Below are 20,238 nucleotides of genomic sequence, written 5' to 3'. Positions count from 1 at the left end.
CCCTGAGGTAGCCCCCAGACCTTAAATACTCAGTAACCACTTTTAGCTTGAACTGAGTGCTGTGTTTGCTCATGAAGCTGACCCCTTTGAGTTGGATTTAGTGTCCAACTTTTGTGGGTCAGTTCATCTCTAACTGGGGTTTTTCTTTTTTGGTGGGCCCACCAGGACTTGAACCTGGGACCAAAGGATTCCGGTTTGTGTAGCTTTCACTACTCCCTGGACTATGCCTTCATCATATCCATTGCTGGACTTAGATGGGTGCCGTCTAGTCTCTACACGTTCAAAGTAATTTCTTACTGAGCTTCGCTCGGTGTTGCCATATTCGTTTGAAACGATTTATGTACTTTGTAAAAAATACAACAACTCGTTTAAACGACTTTAGGTTTCGCCGAATTTGACACCATCCCTTATGCAGTTTCCACGCATAAGGCACAACTTTCGCTATGAGTCCTCTGCTCTAACCAACTGAGCTATGGGCCCTAAAACTTAATCTTACTTGCTTCAGTGTTTCTCCACTCGCTAGGCCAGTAATTAGGTCTAAAAAGTGTAGAAGCACTGTAGAAGCAATTTTTACAACTTTTACTACATGTAAATACTTGATTTAATTAAGTAATTTTAATAAATCAAAAAACTTAATTAGATTATGAGTCCTCTGCTCTAACCAACTGAGCTATAGGCCCGTTAGTCTTTGGATCAATCTTCTTCGAGGAAGGTCTTGAGTTTGTCACTGCGGCTTGGATGACGCATTTTTCTCAGAGCCTTGGCTTCGATCTGACGAATACGTTCACGAGTAACGTCAAACTGCTTACCTACCTCTTCGAGAGTGTGGTCTGTGCTCATCTCAACACCAAAGCGCATACGTAATACTTTTGCTTCACGCGGTGTCAATGAATCGAGAACGTCTTTAACCACATCACGCATCGAGTCATGCAATGCCGCTTCAGCCGGAGCCAAAGTATTGCCATCCTCAATGAAGTCACCCAAATGAGAATCTTCATCGTCACCAATTGGTGTTTCCATGGAGATTGGCTCTTTAGCGATCTTCATAATCTTGCGAATCTTGTCCTCAGGAATTTCCATCTTAAGTGCCAAGGTTGCAGCATCTGGCTCATGACCAGTTTCTTGCAAGATTTGACGGCTAATACGGTTCATCTTATTGATCGTCTCAATCATATGAACTGGGATACGGATCGTACGTGCTTGGTCAGCGATAGAACGGGTAATCGCCTGACGGATCCACCAAGTTGCATAAGTAGAGAACTTATAACCACGACGGTATTCAAACTTATCTACCGCCTTCATCAAACCGATATTACCTTCTTGGATCAAATCCAAAAACTGCAAACCACGGTTGGTGTATTTCTTAGCAATCGAGATTACCAAGCGTAAGTTGGCAACAGTCATCTCACGCTTCGCTTCACGCGCACGCTTCTCGCCCGCAATCATTTGCTTGTTCACTTCTTTTAATTCTGGAAGTGGCAATACAACACGAGTTTGAATATCAATTAACTTCTGTTGAAGTTCTTGAATCGCTGGAACGTTACGTTGCAACAATGCTGTGTATGGCTTGTTTTCTTTGAGTAACTTGGCAGTCCACTCGAGGTTCATTGACATCTTAGGGAAGTCTTTTAATACTTCACCACGATTGACTCCAACTTTGTCGACTAACAAACTCACAATACCGCGCTCGAGTTTCCAAACCTGATCAACTTGCGAACGCATGGTGTCACATAACTTCTCAACACTCTTTGCAGTCAAACGGAAACCAAGCAACTCACCACGAATAGCTTCTTGTGCCTTGATATAAGCTGGGCAGTTATAACCCTCTTTATCAAATGCACGACGCATCTTGTCAGCTTGCGTACGAACAATCGCAAACTTCTCTAAGGAGATTTGCTTCAACTCCTCTAGTTGCTTAGCGTTAGCTGTAGCTGCGCCACCGCCACCGCCGCCACCTTCATCTTCACCGCCTTCTTCGTCACCCTCTTCAGCATCTGGGTCAACTTCTGGCTCTTCTGGTCCAAGCTTAATATCTTCTGCATTAGGGTCAACCAATCCGTCTACAAACTGATCAATCTCCATCTCACCACTAGCAATTTTGTCTACGTTAGCCAAGATCTCGCCAATCGTGACAGGGCAAGCGGCCAAAGCCATCACCATGTCTTTGAGGCCTGCTTCAATCTTCTTCGCAATGACGATCTCGCCTTCGCGAGTCAAGAGGTCAACGGTACCCATCTCGCGCATATACATACGCACTGGATCAGTTGTACGACCGAACTCTGAATCAACAGTAGCTAAAGCGGCTTCCGCCTCTTCTTCAGCCTCTTCTTCAGAAGTGGTTGCCGAGGCATTCTCATTTAAAAGAAGTGTCTCAGCATCTGGAGCCTGCTCGTAAACAGTAATGTTGATGTCATTCAAAAGACTGATCAGTGTTTCTAATGCATCGGCATCAGACAACTCATCTGACATGACGTCATTCATTTCGCCATGAGTTAAGTAACCCTTGGACTTACCCATCTTGATCAATGTCTTCAGACGGGTACGGCGTAATTCTTGCTGCTCTTCAGAACCTAACTGTTGTGCAGCGAATTCTTTTAGGAGCGCTTTTTCTTTTGCTTTGCGCTCACGTGCTTTTTGACGATCAGTTAATACTGGCTCAGCGCCTTCTGCAGGAGCATCCGCCTTTGGCTTGCGGCCTTTTTTCACTTCCTCAGTGGCCACAACCTCCACTTGAACTTCCTTGGCCTTTTTGCCTTTAGCTTCTTTAACTTCCTTGGCTGGCTTAACTTCCTTCACCGCTTCAACCTTAGGAGCTACAACTTTAGTCGGCGCCTTTGCGGGAGCGTTTAATGGTTTGGCTGGGGCCTTTGCTGCAGGTTTTGCTGGCGTCTTAGCCGGTTTAGCCGCTGCCTTTGCAGGAGCCTTTACTGGTTTAGCTGGTACTTTTGCAACTGGCTTAGCTGGTGCTTTTGTCTTCGCAACTGGCTTAGCCGCTTTAGCAGGAGCCTTCACTGGTTTGGCTGGTGCTTTCGCTTTTGCTACAGGCTTAGCTGGTGCTTTTGCTTTCGGTGCTGGTTTTGCTGGCACCTTAGCTGGTTTAGCCGCTGCCTTTACTGGCTTAGCCGGGGCTTTTGCCTTGGCAACTGGTTTAGCAGGAGCCTTCGCTTTTGCCGCTGGCTTTGCTGGTGCCTTAGCTTTGACTGCTGGCTTGGCTGATTTAGCTGCTGGTTTTTTCTTAATATTTGGCATTTATTAGCACTTACTCACGTTACTGATGATTGTTCTCGACTGCTTAGGCGCAGCTACTTTGTCCACTTGCCCCAAATTTCTTCAAAATAAAGCGCAAGTGGCTGAATTAAATCGGTTTTTTCTGGGAATAGAGGATTATAGTCGATTGCGACTTTTTTACCCCCTTCCACACTCAAAATATGGGGTAAATTTCAGGTTTTTCTAGAGTTAAATCAGAAAATTCTTAGGAGAATTTCAATCTTTCGCCCAGCTCGCGATATCGAGCTCGATCTTGCTCTGTAGCAGTGCTAGCAGCGATCTTTTGAGCGATTTCCGTCATTTCCATCTTGAGGTGGGTAAGTTCCAGTTTTTTGAATGCCCCCTCAAGATCTGCAACAGCGCCATCAAGATCTAAATCAGAGCCCATCACGCGTTTTCTCAACACTTCATAGAGTGGGGCAAGTTCACTACGGGATAACTGCTCTTGAAATAGTGCAAATGCGCCAGCACCTACTGATGGTGGCTTGCCATTCTCACCAGGAATCAATTCAACCTGGTCACATTGGACTAACAAATCCTTCATGAGCTCCAAGGCTTTTTCTGAACGCAATTCGGAGGCCTGCAAAGCAAGCGTCCGCTTGTTAGCATCCAAAGCTTTTCCTAAATGCGGAAACTGAATCAAGACACGCAACATCTGTTCTGCTAAATCCGTAGGAGCCTGAGGTGGTGGAATGTTTTGGATAGGCGCTCTTTTGGCCGAGCCTTTAGATGCTTGCCACGGTGCACCTTGCGTCCGATTGCCACTATTGGCTTGAACGAAGTTGGGTGCACGCTGATTCGTTGTTGCATAAGAACCCTGTTGCACTGGCGCAGGAGCCACCGTCAATCCACAGAAAGACTCTAACTCTGCAGGCGTTGAATTTGTACGAATAGCTAGCTCACGCAAGATTTGTGTACGCAATGCGATTGGCGGCATCGATAGCAACAAAGGTTTTGCTGCGTGATGTGTTTGAGCTCTACCTTCAGGTGTTGTGAGCTCATGGTCTTGGCTAGCAATCTTAAAGAAGAAGCTCGAGATCGACATGGCTTCTTTGATAACTTTTTCAAAAGCAGGTGCGCCATAAGCACGGACATAACTATCTGGATCATGCTCTGTCGGCAAGAATAAGAAACGAATCTCTTTGTCATCAGACATTAGGGGTAGGCATGCTTCCAACGCACGCTGAGCAGCGCGCTGACCAGCAGAGTCACCATCAAATGAAAATACGATGCGATCGGTTTGACGTAATAACATACGCACGTGATTCGCGGTACAGGCCGTACCTAATGTAGCTACCGCATTGGGGAAGCCCAATTGCGCGAGCGCTACGACATCCATATAGCCCTCACATACGAGTACGTATTCTTGAGAGCGAATGGCTTGTCTTGCTTCGAATAATCCGTAGAGCGTATTGCCTTTGGAGAATAGTGGCGTCTCGGGAGAATTTAAATACTTGGGCTCACCTTGATCGAGAATGCGTCCACCAAAGCCAATTGTCTGACCTTTAGGATTACGAATCGGAAACATGATGCGATCACGAAAACGATCATAGCGACGCGCTGTTTGATTGTTATCGCCTTGCTCACTCTGAATAAGTAAGCCACCCTCAAGCAAAGTCTTTGCCACTTCATCGTTGGCATAAGTACCAAAGACCGCTTCAAGCCCCTGCCAACCATCAGGCGCATAACCTAAAGCGTAGCGTTTAGCGATCTCACCAGTAAGGCCGCGCCCCTTGAGGTATTCAACTGCACGAGGTGCCACCTTGAGTTGCTGGCGATACCAGTCTGCCGCTGAACTCATGACCTCACTTAAGGCCATGGTTTGCTGTTGGCGTGCAACATCATTCGCAGTGCGCTCTTCACGTGGTACATCCAATCCTGCCGAACGAGCTAGATCTTCAATTGCATCAACATAACCAAGACCGGAATACTCCATGAGAAAACTGATGGCAGAACCATGCGCCCCACAACCAAAGCAGTGATAGAACTGCTTGGTAGGTGATACTGAAAATGAAGGAGACTTCTCAGAATGGAAGGGGCACAAACCTTGATAGTTTGCGCCCGCTTTTTTTAACTTCACGTGCTGCCCAACCACATCCACGATGTCAACCCGATTTAATAAATCGGCAATGAAGGATTGGGGTATGAGAGCCATCAGTAGTGGATGAGGCTTACTTTTACTTTACTTGGCGAGTGCAGCTTTTACTAAACCAGAAACTTTGCCCATGTCAGCTTTACCAGCTAACTGACCTTTAAGAACGCCAATCACTTTGCCCATGTCTTGTGGGCCAGCCGCACCGGTAGATGCAACTGCTGCAGCCACGGCCGCTTCCACTTCAGCATCAGATAACTGTGCAGGTAAGTAATCTTGCAGAATGACCATCTCAGCCGCTTCAATTGCGACTAAATCATCACGATTGGCTTTTTCAAATTGGGAGATGGAGTCTTTGCGCTGCTTAATCATCTTCTCAACGGTAGCAATCACACTCGCATCATCCATCACAATACGATCGTCTACTTCACGTTGCTTGATAGCTGCCAATAAAAGACGGATAGTTCCAAGGCGCGCTACTTCTTTTGCACGCATTGCGTTTTTCATATCTTCGGTGATTTGATCTTTTAGACTCATGGCATTTTTCCCGGTATTCAATATCTAATAAATTGCTGGCGATTCAAAAGCAAAAACCCGCTGCGTTTCACCGTCAGCGGGTTTCAAAGCCTCTCGGTGAGGAGAGCTTTTAAATTCGATTAGTAAAGCTTTTTAGGCAACATCTGGCTGCGAATACGCTTGTAATGGCGTTTAGCAGCAGCGGCCTTTTTACGCTTACGTTCAGCCGTTGGCTTCTCGTAGAACTCGCGGGCACGCAAGTCTGTCAAAAGACCATTTTTTTCAATGGTGCGCTTGAAACGGCGCAATGCCACTTCAAAAGGTTCGTTCTCACGGAGGCGGACTGTAGTCATACTTGTTTAACTCGTATATGCTCGAAAAATATCGAAAAATTAACTGAACAGCGATTCTAGCACGACCAAGCAAAAAAATGATTGTTTTAGGCATAGAAACTTCTTGTGATGAGACCGGGGTAGCCGTATACGACACCTCCCCCTGGGAAAACCACGCCCCAGCCCATCAGGGCATCCTAGGACAGGCTTTGCACTCCCAAATAGCAATGCACCGGGATTACGGGGGCGTTGTCCCAGAATTGGCCTCTAGAGACCATATACGGCGGGTTTTACCCCTTCTGGACGATGCTTTGCATGAGGCTGGGCTCAAGTTAAAGAATATTGATGCTGTTGCCTATACCCAAGGCCCCGGCTTGGCTGGCGCACTGCTTGTAGGAAGCGCTTTTGCCAAATCCTTGGCCCAAGGCCTCAATTTGCCCTCCATCGGGGTACATCACCTTGAAGGACACCTACTTTCCCCACTTTTAGGGGTTTCTGTACCGGAATTTCCCTTTATTGCCCTTTTAGTCTCAGGCGGGCATACCCAGTTAATGCTAGTCAGTGGGGTTGGTAAATACCAACTTCTAGGCGAAACCTTAGACGATGCTGCTGGAGAGGCCTTTGATAAAACCGCCAAATTACTAGGTTTGGACTACCCGGGTGGCGCCGCCATCTCAAAATTGGCAGAAAAAGGTCAATCCGGCAGATTTGACCTGCCCAAACCGATGCTGCATTCGGGAGATTTGGATTTTTCTTTCTCCGGTCTCAAAACAGCGGTTCTGAACCAGGTGAAAAAATTTGAGGCACTAGGCATTACCGATTCCAATGAAATTGCAACATTTCATGCGGACCTCGCACGCAGTTTTGTCGACTCTTTGGTGGCGGTGCTCATTAGTAAATCAGAGAAGGCGCTCAAGCAAACTGGTTGCAAACATTTGGTGCTTGCTGGTGGTGTGGGTGCCAACTTGCAATTACGTTCAGCTCTCAATGCCAGCGCTAAGAAGAATCGATTTGAAGTGCACTACCCGCCAGTCGATCTATGCACCGATAACGGGGTCATGATTGCATTTGCTGGAGCACTGCGCATGTTGGCAGAAAATAATGGCTCAACTACTTCAGGTGCTTTTGATATCAAACCCCGTTGGGATTTGACGAGCAATAATCTCGCTTAAGTAACTCTCGATTTAGTGCTGATTACTTAGTCAGGCTAATTTTGGCGTAGGCGCTGTGATTGTGAATCGATTCAAAGTTCTCAGCCTCAACCACTAAAGACAAAATACGATCATCGCCTTTAAGTTGGCCGGCAACATCGCGGACTAAGTCTTCTACAAACTTTGGATTGTCATACGCACGCTCAGTAACCCACTTCTCGTCAGGGCGCTTGAGCAAGCCCCACAACTCGCTAGAGGCTTGGCTCTCAGCGGCCGCAACCAAATCTTCTACTGTCATCTTAGTCTGTGGATCAAGCTCAACAGACATCGTTACATGTGAGCGTTGATTGTGTGCGCCGTACTCAGAAATCTCTTTTGAGCAAGGGCACAAACTCATCACTGGAACTAAAGCGCGGAGGTTTAACTCAACGTCGATTACGCCAGACGCATTTTGTTTAGCTTTTGTAACCCAAGTTACTTCGTAATCCATCAAGCTTTCAACACCAGATACTGGTGCAGCTTTTTTAACGAAGTGCGTATAAGTAAATTGAATGCGACCTTCTGTTGCATTGAGTAGCGGCAACATCTCACGCACCATTGCAACTACAGATGCGCTATCAATAGGCTCATTGTGTTTTTGCAAAAGCGCAATGAAACGGGACATATGAGTGCCCTTCACATGCGCAGGTAAAGCCACATCCATTTCAAAATTACCAACAGCAGGCATAACGCCTGTCTGAGTGCGAATAGTTAATGGATGACGCAATCCCCGAATCCCCACCTGCTCAATTGGCAAAGCACGCTCATCATGCGAGGATTGAATATCCGGCATGGCTTGCGGTTTCAGAAAGGCGGTGTTGATGTCGTTCATGGCTCTATTTTCAAGCAAAAATGACTTATTTGCCTGCAACCATAGGATTTGTAGCAGTTTTCATAGGAAAACGTAGGGAAATAGCCTTTGCAATCCCCTCAGAGTCTAGGCCGCACTTACTCATCAAGAGCTTGTAATCGCCATGCTCCACGAATTCATCTGGAAGACCCAATTGCAATAGGGGCTTATTGATACCCATAGCGGAGAGCGCTTCCAAGCAAGCACTTCCGGCACCACCCTGAATCGCGCCATCTTCAATCGTCACAAAATAATCATGATCTTGCGCCAAGGATTTAAGAAGCTCAAGATCCAATGGTTTTACAAAGCGCATATTGGCAACTGAAGCATCAATTTGCTCGGCCACTTCAAGTGCTGGGTAGAGCAAAGTTCCGAAAGCCAAAATTGCAATGCGTTGACCTGCAGGGGCATTGGACTTACGGCGTAACTCACCTTTGCCTAATGGCACGGTACGTAATTCTTTTGAAGGAATAGTGCCAACACCAGCGCCACGCGGGTAGCGAACTGCGCTTGGGTGTGGCTGATGAAATGCGGTAGTTAATAAATCGCGACACTCTGCTTCATCAGCAGGCGTCAAGACCAACATATTCGGAATGCAACGTAAGAACGGAATGTCATATGCACCTGAATGCGTTGCGCCATCTGCGCCAACTAAGCCAGCACGGTCCAATGCAAATAACACTGGAAGATCCTGAATCGCCACATCATGAATCAGTTGATCGTAGGCGCGTTGCAAGAAGGTTGAATAGATCGCCACTACAGGCTTCATACCTTCGCATGCCATACCAGCAGCAAAAGTGACTGCGTGTTGTTCAGCAATGCCGACGTCGTAATAACGCTTCGGGAAATTCTGCTCAAACTCTACGAGACCAGAGCCCTCGCGCATTGCTGGCGTAATACCAATTAACAATGGATCGGCATGCGCCATATCGCAGAGCCACTCACCAAATACTTGAGTAAAGGTTTTTTGAGTCGTGCCAGTAGATTTCTTAACGCCTTCTTCTGGATTGAACTTACTAGGACCGTGATACAGAACTGGGTCCGCTTCAGCCAACTCATAGCCTTGACCCTTGCGCGTCACGACATGCAAGAACTGTGGGCCACGCCCCTCAAGCGCCAAACGGCGTACGTTTTGCAACATCGGAATGAGCGCATCTAAATCGTGACCATCGATTGGTCCAAAGTAGTTAAAGCCAAACTCTTGAAAAATAGTTGATGGTGAAACCATGCCCTTGGCATGATCTTCTAAACGCTTTGCAAACTCACGCAATGGAGGGGCAATCGATAAGACGCTATCAATACCCTTCTTCGTTGCAGAATAAATATTGCCACTTAATAATCTGGCCAAGTGTCGATTGAGTGCACCCACTGCTGGCGAGATCGACATATCGTTGTCATTCAGAATTACTACCAATGGCAAGTCGTCATACACGCCGGCATTGTTCATGGCTTCAAATGCCATGCCACCAGTCATCGCGCTATCGCCAATCACGGCAACAGCAACTTGTTTTTCACCTTTGGTTTGGAAGGCGCGCGCCATACCCATTGCCGCAGAAATACTTGTTGAGGAGTGGCCGGTACCAAAGGCATCGTATTCACTTTCAGCGCGTCGTGGAAAACCAGATAAGCCTTCAAACTGACGCAAGGTATTCATGCGCTCACGACGACCAGTCAAAATTTTGTGTGGATAGCTTTGATGACCCACATCCCAGACGATTCGATCCTGTGGTGTATCGAAGACATAGTGCAGCGCAATCGATAATTCAACCGTTCCTAGATTGGATGAAAGGTGTCCGCCCGTTTTAGAAACAGAATCTAATACAAACTGACGCAACTCATCTGCGAGAGCAGGAAGCTGCTCACGGGGAAGTTTTTTTAAATCTGCAGGAGAGTGAATGGAATTTAAAGTCATCAAATCTTCAGTAATCTTATTTGCCTCTATTAACCACCAATAGAGCCAAATCTTTCAGGGCCTGGGCTTTGGGGCCAAAACCCTCTAAGCTAGCAATTGCGGTTTCTTGCAAATCTTTTGCTGCTTTCTGTGCATAGTCTAAACCCATCAAGGTGACATAGGTTGGCTTGTCATTGGCAGCGTCTTTCCCAGCGGTTTTACCTAAGGTTTGACTATCCGCAGTGGCATCAAGAACATCATCCACAATTTGAAAGGCTAAACCTAAAGCTTCGGAATAATTTTGAAGATGCTGCATTTGGGCGGGATTCAATTTGGCAGCAATACCGCCCATCTGCACCGAGCAAGAAAGCAGAGCGCCCGTTTTCATCGCGTGCATTTGCTTTAAACCGGCGAGGTCTAATTTTTTACCAACGCTATCAAGATCGATTGCCTGGCCGCCTGCCATTCCACGAGAACCAGAGGCATCGGCCAATGCGCTGATCAGAGTCAAGCGCGTATCGGCATCACACTGTGCATTTGCCAACACTTCAAATGCGCGAGTCTGCAAGGCATCACCCACTAGCAAGGCAGTTGCCTCGTCATAAGCTTTATGTACCGTAGGTCGACCACGACGCAAATCATCATCATCCATACAAGGCAAATCATCATGCACCAATGAATAGGCGTGGATACATTCGATTGCCACAGCAGCAGCATCTAATGCGTTTTGATTTGTATCGTCACTCAATGCACCAGCGGCATAAACCAAGAGAGGACGAATGCGTTTGCCGCCACCTTGAGCGGCGTAACGCATTGCTTCATGCAAACGCGCAGGACTGGTATTGGCAGCATCAAGCAAATTATCTAAAGCCGATTCAGTTCGCTGCCCGTGAGCGCGAACCCAATCTTCAAATGAAAGCGTATTGTTCATAAAGGCTTAATTTGCGCGTAACTTAGGCTTCAAATACCCGGACTTGCTGCTCAACTTGAGCCAGCATGGCTTGACAATGCTTGAGGAGCGCCGCACCCCGTTGGTAAGCCAACAACGTCTCTTCCAAGGAGAATTTGCCTGACTCCATGTCGGAAATGAGCTTTTCTAGCTCCTTAACAGCCTGCTCGTAACGCAAGTTGGGGTCGATTTGAACCTCAAGACCGGGTTTCTGACCCTCAGATTTCTTTGCTGGCATTAGCTTATTTCCTTCAAATTTCTTACCTGTGTAGCCCTACATATTAAAGCGAGACGGGGGTCAGATGGGTATAATCCCCTCCTTCCTTTCCAATATCGATCCGTCGATGGTTGGATTGGTTATTCCGCTTAGCTTCGGCTGACGTTTTCGGGGGTGGGGAGAATGACTAATCTGGCTACCGCGCAGCAGCTTGCGCCGTCCAATTTACAACTGCCGGTTTCGGCCTATTTTGACGTTGATCTCTATCAGCGTGAAATCGAACTGCTTTTTAAGCAGGGCCCAGGCTATGTTGGTCACGAACTCATGGTTCCTGAGCTTGGCTCTTATCAAACCTTGACCTCAGAAAACGAAGGGCGCCTGCTGGTTCGAAATTCCCAAGGCGTTGAACTTCTTTCCAATGTCTGCCGTCATCGCCAAGCACTCATGCTTAATGGCAGAGGTAAGGCAGACAACATCGTTTGCCCCTTGCATCGCTGGACCTACGATTTAAATGGTCAGCTCTTAGGTGCACCCCATTTTGAAGATAAGCCTTGCCTCAATTTAGGCAAATCGCCTTTACAGAATTGGCAAGGGCTCTTATTTGAAGGTCCGCGTGATGTACGCACTGATCTAGCCAAACTCGGCGTAGCTGATGATCTTAATTTTGAAGGTTATGTTCTCGATCACGTTGAAGTCCACGAATGTAATTACAACTGGAAGACTTTTATCGAGGTCTACCTTGAGGACTATCACGTCGTTCCATTTCATCCAGGTTTAGGTAAGTTTGTTTCTTGTGAAGACTTACGTTGGGAATTCGGAGACTGGCACAGCGTACAAACTGTGGGCATTCATAAAAACTTAGAGAAGCCTGGCTCACCGGTTTACCAAAAGTGGCATGAAGCGGTATTGCGCCACCATGAAGGCAAGACACCACGTCATGGTGCCATCTGGCTGACCTACTATCCCAATGTGATGGTGGAGTGGTACCCAGGTGTTTTATGCGTTTCTACCCTGCACCCAATGGGTCCGAACAAGACACGCAATGTGGTTGAGTTCTATTACCCAGAAGAGATTGCCCTTTTTGAGCGCGAGTTTGTAGAGGCAGAACGTGCAGCCTATATGGAAACTTGCATCGAAGATGATGAGATTGCAGAACGCATGGATGCTGGTCGCGCCGCCCTATTAGCGCGCGGTCAAAATGAAGTGGGGCCATACCAAAGCCCGATGGAAGACGGCATGCAGCATTTCCATGAATGGTACCGCCGTGCCATGAACTATCAAGGCGCATAATCCAGTAATACCCATCGCCCACATCAGGAAGCCATCATGACGCCTCTCATTACTGCAAACCAGTTAGAAGAAATCCTCAATAGTGGCGAGAATGTTTTGCTGTGTGATTGCCGCTTTGATTTAGTTGACCCACTCGCAGGCAGAAAGTCTTATTTAGAGGGTCATATCCCCGGCGCAATCTACGTCGATCTGGATCACGATTTATCTGGCGCCAAGACTGGCAAAAATGGTCGTCACCCACTGCCAACTCCTGAAGCCTGGGCACAAACAAAATCCCGCTTAGGAATGGATTCAAAAACTTTGGTGATCGCCTACGACAATCAAGGCTCTGTATACGCCAGCCGCTTATGGTGGATGCTCAAAGCTACTGGTCATGCTAATGTTCAAGTATTGGATGGTGGTCTAGATGCTTGGAATGGGCCAATCGGCACCCTGCCACGCCAGCCTCAGGCTACAAGTGCTCCAGTGCCAAGCATGCCTTATGTTGGCTTGGTGACGGTAGAAGAGGTTACTCACAATCTTCAAGCCAAAATCAATGTCGTTGTTGACGCTCGCGCAAACGATCGCTTTCATGGTCAGAACGAAACATTAGATCCAGTTGGTGGGCATATTCCCAACGCAATCAATTACTGCTTTAGGGAAAATCTCACTGGTAAATCATTCAAATCTGCGGAGCAGTTATTCAAAGATTTTCATGGTCTCCTGGGAGCCACCAAACCCTCGGAAGTAATTCACCAGTGTGGCTCTGGAGTAACGGCCTGCCATAACCTACTCGCTATGGAAATCGCCGGCCTCAAGGGTTCGCGCGTATATGCAGGTAGTTGGAGCGAATGGTGTGCCGATCCAAGCCGGCCAGTAGCGCTTTAATGCAGCAGCGAGAGCAGGATTACAAAGCCGACGCCGCAAGCAATCAAAATCGTTTGACGTAAAGACTCAGCCCAATGTGGGCGCCGATGCATTTGCGGAATGAGATCGCTCACCGCAATGTAAATAAAGCTACTGGATGCAATCACGAGTAAATATGGCATTGCTGCATGAGCTTTCTCCAAGAAGAAGTAAGCAAGTACGCCGCCCACTACCGCAGACAAACCACAAATGAAGTTGTACATCAATGCGCGAGTTCGAGAGAATCCGGCATTGAGCAATACGATGAAATCCCCAATCTCCTGTGGGATCTCGTGAGCAATGATGGCAATCGCAGTAAAGATGCCAACTTGATAATCAGCCATGAATGCTGCAGCAATCAAAACACCATCAACAAAATTGTGCAGGCCGTCGCCGACCAAAATCATCCAACCACTACGACCCGCAACTTCAGCATCATGACCGTGATGATGTCCGTGGCCATCTCCCTCATGGTGGTGACTGTGGCGTAGTAATGCAATTTTCTCAAGCAAGAAAAAGCCTAAGAGCCCTGCAAGCAAAGTAGCAAATAGCAACTGAGGGCTCGCGCCCGCCATCGTAAATGCCTCTGGCAGAGAATGTAGCAAAGCAGTAGCCAGCAAAATACCAACTGACACACTAACCATGCTGTGAACCATCTTTGAGAGCAAAGACAAAGAGAAGCTTGCAGCAACGAGAACGCTAGCGGTTCCCGCTAGCGCTGTGACCAACAAGATGCTTTGCAGTACTGACATATAAATTATGCAACTCCGTTTTGTTTAAACCAGGCAATGCACTTTTCCCAGCCGTCTTTAGCGGGACCTTCGCGATAAGTAGCGCGGTAGTCAGCATGGAAGGCGTGCGGTGCATCAGGGTAGATTTCAAAACGACAAGCTTTCGCCGCTGGATTTTTTGGAGCTGCTTTTGCAAGCGCTTGACGCATTTGCTCAACACTCTCTAAGGAGATACCAGTATCAGCGCCGCCATACAAGCCCAGCACAGGCGCCTTTAGATCAGCAGCGATATCCACTGGATGGCGCGGATTGCCTTCTGTTTTTTCACCAATGACGCGGCCATACCAAGCAACACCAGCCTTAACCTGAGGCAGCGTGGCTGAGAGCCAAGTAATGCGGCCGCCCCAACAAAATCCAGTGACGCCCACTTTTTTCAAATCACCGCCATTTTTGCCTGCCCACTGAATAGCTGCCTGCAAATCATTCAGCACTTGTATATCCGTAGTTGGTGCAACAATATTTTTCTGAATCTCAGCAATCGTGCCGTAGGTATTTGGATCACCAGCTCGAGTAAAAAATTCTGGGGCAATAGCCAAGTAACCTAATTTTGCAAAACGACGCGTGACATCAGCAATGTATTCGTGCACACCGAAAATTTCGCTAGCAATAATTACGATTGGCAAATTGCCTTTGGCCTTCTCTGGACGAGAAACATATGCAGGCAACTGAAAGCTTCCAACCGGAATCATTTGCTCGCCAGCTTTAATACCGACAAAGTCTGTCTCAATCGCCGCAGCTAAGACCGGCTCAGAAGCAGCAACAAAGCCAATACCCATAGTTGTGGCGGTAATGGCAGAGGCTTTCATAAAACCCCTTCTATCACTAGACACTATTTTTGAATCTTGATCTTTTTTCATTGTCATTTTTAGTCTCCTGATTTAGTGCGCTTCTTCCCAATTATCGCCAATCCCAATGCCAACCACCAAAGGAACCTTTAGATCAGCCACCTTGCACATCAAATCCGGTAGCTTTGCCTGCAGGAGCTCCAACTCATCCAAGGGTACGTCAAATACCAATTCATCATGCACCTGAAGCAACATACGCGTCTTGAGTTGCTCTTTTTCTAGCCAGTTCTCGACAGCAACCATGGCTAACTTAATCAGGTCAGCTGCCGTTCCCTGCATTGGCGCATTGATCGCAGCACGCTCCGCACCTTGGCGACGAGGGCCATTTGAGCCCTTAATCTCTGGCAACCATAGACGTCGGCCAAACACCGTCTCGACGTAGCCATTCTCTCTGGCCTCCAAGCGAGTGCGCTCCATATATTGAGCAACTCCTGGATAGCGATCAAAGTATTTGGCGATGTAATTTTGGGCTGCTGAACGCTCAATACCCAAGTTACCCGCCAAGCCAAAAGCGCTCATGCCATAGATCAGGCCAAAATTAATGACTTTGGCATAACGGCGCTGCTCTGAGTTGACGCTTTCCAGTGGCACACCAAAAATCTCAGCAGCTGTAGCTTGGTGCACGTCCTTACCGGCAGCAAATGCAGCTAATAAATTTTCATCTTCGGCAATGTGCGCCATGATGCGCAATTCAATTTGAGAGTAGTCGGCCGAGAGTAACTTACAGCCTTCAGCTGGAATGAACGCCTCCCGAATACGACGGCCTTCTTCTGTACGTACGGGAATGTTTTGCAAGTTCGGATCGCTGGAAGCCAAACGCCCCGTCACTGCTGTCGCTTGAGAAAAGCTCGTGTGCACTCGTCCTGTCTTAGGATCGGCCATGCGTGGTAGCTTCTCAATATAAGTCGACATCAATTTAGCAAGACTGCGGTAATCCAAAATACGGGCAGGTAGCGGATAGTCTTCAGCTAGTTTTTGCAAAACCTCTTCATCGGTTGATGGTGCACCCGATGGGGTCTTTTTAATTACCGGAAGCTCCAACTGACCAAATAAAATTTCTGCGATCTGTTTGGGTGATTGAATATTAAAAGGTTGCCCGGCAAGCTGATGAATCTCGCCCTCTAAAGCTAGCAAACGTTTGCCAACCTCTTGACCCTGCTTAGACAGCAGCCCTGAATCAATCCGAATCCCATTACGCTCCATAATGCCAAGGACGCGCATTGCTGGCATCTCAATATTTTCATAAACATATAGAAGGCCTGGGCTCTCCTGTATTTGCGGCCACAAAGCTAAATGCAGGCGCAGAGTAATGTCCGCATCTTCTGCTGCGTAGTCTGTAGCTATCTTCAGGTCGACTTGATCAAAGCCAATCTGATGTACACCCTTGCCACATACCTCTTCATACTTAATGGTCTTCATGCCAAGATGTCGCTCAGCTAAGTTATCCATGTTGTGCGGCATATGTGATTCCAACACGTAAGACTCCAGCATGGTGTCAAACGCAATGCCCTGCAAAGTAATGTCGTAGTTCGCAAAGATGTGGCTGTCGTACTTGAGGTTTTGCCCCACTTTCAAATGCGAAGCGCTTTCTAACCAAGGCTTCATGCGCGCTAAAACCAATTCGCGACTGAGTTGAGTTTCTCCATTACGGTGCGCCACAGGGATGTAGCAGGCCTCTCCAGGCGTGACACAAAGCGAGATACCCACGAGCTCAGCAGCCAGTGCATCTAAGCTCGTAGTCTCAGTATCAACCGCTGTAAGTTCGGCGCCTTCAATTTTTTTAATCCAGCGGTCTAATGCCGCTTCATCGACAACGCATTCATAGCGCTTTGCAATCGCACCTTGCAGATCCGTTGTTTCTTGAGATAAGGCGGTAGTCGCTTCTGTAGCAGTCGGGCCAAACTTTTTGGTCGTGGCCTTTACATTCTCTTCAGCAGTATTTTTTATAGGGCTGCCCGCCAAATCAAAACTAGTTGCGGCTTCAGGAGCTGCTCCACCCAACTGCTTCTCAACATCACGCAACCAAGTTTTAAATGCATAACGTTCAAACAACTCTCGTAGGAGAGGCGCATCTTCTGGTTTTGCATGCAAGTCATCTAATCCTGGAAGATGAGGAGATAAATCGCAATCCGTTTTGACGGTGATGAGTTGACGTGCCTGTGGGAGCCACTCCAAACTGCCTCGCAGGTTCTCACCGACAACACCTTTTACTTGATCAGCATTCGCCATCAAGTTATCTAAATCGCCAAACTCAGCCAACCATTTATTGGCTGTTTTAGGACCCGCCTTAGGAACGCCTGGTACGTTATCAACCGTATCGCCAATAATCGAAAGGTAATCTACGATGCGCTCGGGAGGGACGCCGAATTTTGCAATGACCCCATCAATATCCAGTTTTTCATTGGTCATCGTATTAATCAAAATGACGGATGAGTTCACCAACTGAGCTAAATCTTTATCGCCAGTAGAAATAATGGTTTCCCAACCAGCTTGAGTGGCTTGGCAGGCCAATGTGCCAATGACGTCATCAGCCTCAACCCCAGAAACCATCAATACCGGCCAGCCCAAAGCCTTCACCATGGCATGAATCGGCTCAATCTGCTTGACCAAATCCTCCGGCATAGGGGAGCGGTGTGCCTTGTACTCAGAGTACATTTCATCCCGGAAAGTCTTGCCTTTGGCATCGAAAACACAGGCAATATGGTCAGCCTTGAGCTCCGAGCGAGCCCGGCGCATCATATTGACCATCCCATAGATTGCCCCGGTTGGGTCGCCTGCCCCATTTCTGAGGTCTGGCATGGCATGAAAGGCGCGATAGAGGTAGCTAGAGCCGTCTACCAACAAGAGTCTATGTTTAGTCATACCGCAATCGTACAATCTAGTTGCTAACTGCCTACAGATCAGGTTCAAATCCCCCTGAAAAGAGGCCTAAAAAGGTGAAAAATGATGCACGCTCTAACTAACTTACTCCACTCTTCTTTGAGCCAAACCCTTGTTCTGACAAGCTTTTTTGTGGCTTTTGCCTCTTTTGGCCTCAATTCAGCACACGCCCAAAATAATTCCCAAGCGCTAAGCCCATCTGAGTTGCAGCGTATTAACAATCAGCCTTTAGCGCCTGCAGTCAGCGCATCGCAAGCGACAAATGCGCCTGAAGCTCGTAAACCCAGCTTTCAGCACAAAGAAGCTACCGGCACTGAAGTTACTGAATACAAAGATGCCAATTCACCAACGCAGGTGGATGTAAAGACGCGCTACACCAACTATGAAATGGCACCTCCAGCAACCGTGATGCCTGGCGTACCCAAAGAAACTGATCTGATCAGCGTACCGAGCATCAGCATCCCTTTTTAATTTCTAGTCATGGCCGTCTTCACCCCCATTGAATTAAGCGATATCTCTGCCTGGATCTCAAATGATTTTGATATTGGGCGGGCCATCGATATTCGCGGAATTCATGGTGGCATTGAGAACTCCAATTTTTTTCTCGACACTGAAAAAGATGGCAAGAAACAAGAATATGTTCTGACTATTTTTGAAAGGCTATCAGCAGAGCAACTTCCGTACTATTTAGAGTTAATGCGCCACTTGGCTGACAAGGGCATTGCAGTACCTAAGCCTCTTGAAAATAAACAGGGGCAAATTCTTTTTACCCTCAAAGGTAAGCCTGCAGCAATTGTGAGCAAGCTTCCAGGCCTCTCTAGACTGGCACCTGAAGTAAAACATTGCGCCTTAGTTGGTGAGAACTTGGCAAAGATGCACTTAGCCAGTAGTGATTTCAAACACACTCAAGAAAATCTACGCAGCCTGTCTTGGTGGCAAAAAACAGTTCCGCAAGTCTTGTCTCATTTAAGTGATGCACAAAAAGAATTACTCACGAATGAGCTTGCTACTCAAGAACAATTCTTTGCCTCTGCTGCTTATGCATCACTGCCTCAAGGGGCAAGCCATTGCGACCTGTTTAGAGATAACGTGCTATTTGATCCTCAGGGCGCAAGCGATAGCTCTCAAGACCAACTTGGCGGCTTCTTTGACTTTTATTTTGCCGGAACAGATAAATGGTTGTTTGATTTGGCGGTGACTGCAAATGATTGGTGTCTTGCCGAAAACAAACAAGACTTAGATCCTGCTCGCTTTCAGGCATTGATGGATGCGTATCAGTCTGTTCGCCCCTTAAGCAAGGAAGAGCAGGCAAGCTGGCCCCTGATGATTCGTGCTGCAGCTCTCCGCTTCTGGATTTCACGTCTGTGGGATTTTTACTTGCCACGTGATGCGCAAATGCTCACGCCACATGACCCCCGTCATTTTGAAAATATCCTCTTAAGTCGCAAAGCATTATGAAACTAAACTCCGTCGCCCCAAAAGAGGGTTACACCTGGATACGTCAAGGCATTTGGCTGTTCAAACAAAACCCTTTGGGTTTTTTAATGTTGGTATTCATGTATGTATTTGTGGCGCAGCTAGCAGTGCTCGTACCAGTGATTGGTATTTTTGCCGTTTTATTGCTCACACCCACTTTGTCGGTTGGCTTTATGACTGCCTGTCGCCAAGCGATTCAAAAAGAACGTATTCGCCCATCGGTCTATGTCATTGCCCTGCAATCCTCGCCATTAATTCGTAAACGCATTCTGCAATTAGGCTTGGTATACGCAGCACTTATTCTGGCGCTCAGTTTTATCTTAAGCATGTTGGTGGATTTTGAATTGCTCATCCCGCTCATGACGAACGATAAGCCCATTTCCCCAGAAGTAGTTCGTCAGATTTATCTGGTTCTCTTTTTTGGTGGCCTGCTGTATATCCCTGTAGCGATGTTGATGTGGTTCTCTCCGGTACTCGTTGCTTGGGCTGATATGCCGGTAGCGCAGGCGCTCTTTTCTAGCGCTATCGCTTGCTGGGCCAATCGTGGTGCATTCTTTTTGTATATCGCTATTTGGGGGGCAATCTTAATCGCCATTCCCTTAACGATCGGCTCCATCTTTGATGCGCTAGATTTAGGTCAAGCTGCCTCATTCATCATCGCCCCCATTTCCATGGCGGGATTGACGGTAATGCATTGCTCGTTCTTTGCCACTTGGAAAGCGTGCTTTGCTGAAAAAGAATCAGCAACCTTAATTGCTTAGGCGGTT

General features: G+C 47.4%; 17 protein-coding genes. 6 read left to right on the top strand and 11 right to left on the bottom strand.

What is annotated here, in order from left to right:
* Positions 1-693: 693 nt before the first annotated feature.
* The 4 genes from rpoD to rpsU all read right to left on the bottom strand — a co-directional run bounded on the left by rpoD (position 694) and on the right by rpsU (position 6,228).
* The gene (gene rpoD / locus ICN11_RS09770; RefSeq protein WP_216230226.1) at positions 694-3,249 is read right to left on the bottom strand and encodes an RNA polymerase sigma factor RpoD; all 2,556 of its coding nucleotides are present in this window, start codon (positions 3,247-3,249) and stop codon (positions 694-696) included.
* 223 nt (positions 3,250-3,472) lie between these two features.
* Complete coding sequence (dnaG, locus tag ICN11_RS09765) at positions 3,473-5,422, bottom strand: DNA primase (protein ID WP_216230225.1); 1,950 nt, start codon at positions 5,420-5,422, stop codon at positions 3,473-3,475.
* A 27-nt stretch (positions 5,423-5,449) separates the two neighbouring features.
* Entirely contained in the window at positions 5,450-5,896 is a 447-nt protein-coding gene (locus ICN11_RS09760) for a GatB/YqeY domain-containing protein (protein ID WP_216225261.1), read from the bottom strand.
* Between the two features lie 119 nt (positions 5,897-6,015).
* On the bottom strand, positions 6,016-6,228 hold the full coding sequence (rpsU, locus tag ICN11_RS09755) for a 30S ribosomal protein S21 (RefSeq protein ID WP_011903537.1): 213 nt from the start codon (positions 6,226-6,228) through the stop codon (positions 6,016-6,018).
* Positions 6,229-6,305: 77 nt separating this feature from the next.
* Between rpsU and tsaD the strand changes: the two genes are divergently transcribed.
* Positions 6,306-7,379: a tRNA (adenosine(37)-N6)-threonylcarbamoyltransferase complex transferase subunit TsaD gene (gene tsaD / locus ICN11_RS09750; protein ID WP_216230224.1), complete on the top strand. Its 1,074-nt coding sequence runs from the start codon at positions 6,306-6,308 to the stop codon at positions 7,377-7,379.
* Positions 7,380-7,401: 22 nt separating this feature from the next.
* Here tsaD and folE2 read toward each other — a convergent pair whose 3' ends face one another.
* Genes folE2 through xseB form a run of 4 tightly spaced genes read right to left on the bottom strand, consistent with a single transcriptional unit; the run spans position 7,402 to position 11,325 of the window.
* Positions 7,402-8,229, bottom strand: a complete 828-nt coding sequence (gene folE2, locus ICN11_RS09745; protein ID WP_216230223.1) for a GTP cyclohydrolase FolE2 — start codon at positions 8,227-8,229, stop codon at positions 7,402-7,404.
* Between the two features lie 25 nt (positions 8,230-8,254).
* On the bottom strand, positions 8,255-10,159 hold the full coding sequence (gene dxs / locus ICN11_RS09740; protein WP_216230222.1) for a 1-deoxy-D-xylulose-5-phosphate synthase: 1,905 nt from the start codon (positions 10,157-10,159) through the stop codon (positions 8,255-8,257).
* Positions 10,160-10,175: 16 nt separating this feature from the next.
* Entirely contained in the window at positions 10,176-11,069 is an 894-nt protein-coding gene (locus ICN11_RS09735) for a polyprenyl synthetase family protein (protein WP_216230221.1), read from the bottom strand.
* Positions 11,070-11,091: 22 nt separating this feature from the next.
* Complete coding sequence (gene xseB, locus ICN11_RS09730; RefSeq protein WP_015421852.1) at positions 11,092-11,325, bottom strand: exodeoxyribonuclease VII small subunit; 234 nt, start codon at positions 11,323-11,325, stop codon at positions 11,092-11,094.
* Positions 11,326-11,487: 162 nt separating this feature from the next.
* Between xseB and ICN11_RS09725 the strand changes: the two genes are divergently transcribed.
* Positions 11,488-12,594, top strand: a complete 1,107-nt coding sequence (locus ICN11_RS09725) for an aromatic ring-hydroxylating dioxygenase subunit alpha (protein ID WP_216230220.1) — start codon at positions 11,488-11,490, stop codon at positions 12,592-12,594.
* A 36-nt stretch (positions 12,595-12,630) separates the two neighbouring features.
* Positions 12,631-13,461 carry a sulfurtransferase gene (locus tag ICN11_RS09720; protein ID WP_216230219.1) on the top strand — a complete coding sequence of 277 codons (831 nt, stop codon included), beginning with the start codon at positions 12,631-12,633 and terminating at the stop codon, positions 13,459-13,461.
* Here the strand turns inward: ICN11_RS09720 and ICN11_RS09715 are convergent.
* Genes ICN11_RS09715 through polA form a run of 3 tightly spaced genes read right to left on the bottom strand, consistent with a single transcriptional unit; the run spans position 13,458 to position 17,977 of the window.
* A complete protein-coding gene (locus ICN11_RS09715) occupies positions 13,458-14,231 on the bottom strand; it encodes a ZIP family metal transporter (RefSeq protein WP_216179754.1) in 774 nt (257 codons plus the stop codon). The two genes, ICN11_RS09720 and ICN11_RS09715, sit on opposite strands and share 4 nt — an antisense overlap.
* 5 nt (positions 14,232-14,236) lie before the next feature.
* Positions 14,237-15,133, bottom strand: a complete 897-nt coding sequence (locus ICN11_RS09710; RefSeq protein WP_370623623.1) for a dienelactone hydrolase family protein — start codon at positions 15,131-15,133, stop codon at positions 14,237-14,239.
* 15 nt (positions 15,134-15,148) lie between these two features.
* Positions 15,149-17,977, bottom strand: coding sequence for a DNA polymerase I (polA, locus tag ICN11_RS09705; protein WP_216230218.1), 2,829 nt, complete (start codon positions 17,975-17,977; stop codon positions 15,149-15,151).
* Positions 17,978-18,058: 81 nt separating this feature from the next.
* On the opposite strand from polA, the gene ICN11_RS09700 reads away from it, so the two are divergent.
* From ICN11_RS09700 to ICN11_RS09690, 3 genes are read left to right on the top strand one after another with little or no spacing between them, the layout of a single operon-like run.
* Positions 18,059-18,466 carry a hypothetical protein gene (locus ICN11_RS09700; protein WP_255539932.1) on the top strand — a complete coding sequence of 136 codons (408 nt, stop codon included), beginning with the start codon at positions 18,059-18,061 and terminating at the stop codon, positions 18,464-18,466.
* A gap of 9 nt (positions 18,467-18,475) precedes the next feature.
* Positions 18,476-19,453 (top strand): homoserine kinase, encoded by a 978-nt coding sequence (locus tag ICN11_RS09695; protein WP_216230217.1) that lies wholly within the window; start codon positions 18,476-18,478, stop codon positions 19,451-19,453.
* Positions 19,450-20,232, top strand: a complete 783-nt coding sequence (locus ICN11_RS09690; RefSeq protein WP_216230216.1) for a BPSS1780 family membrane protein — start codon at positions 19,450-19,452, stop codon at positions 20,230-20,232. The genes ICN11_RS09695 and ICN11_RS09690 overlap by 4 nt, the downstream gene beginning before the upstream one ends.
* Positions 20,233-20,238: the final 6 nt, after the last annotated feature.

Source organism: Polynucleobacter sp. 78F-HAINBA (assembly GCF_018882325.1).
Classification (GTDB): Bacteria; Pseudomonadota; Gammaproteobacteria; order Burkholderiales; family Burkholderiaceae; genus Polynucleobacter.
This window is presented reverse-complemented; position numbering and strand designations above follow the sequence as displayed.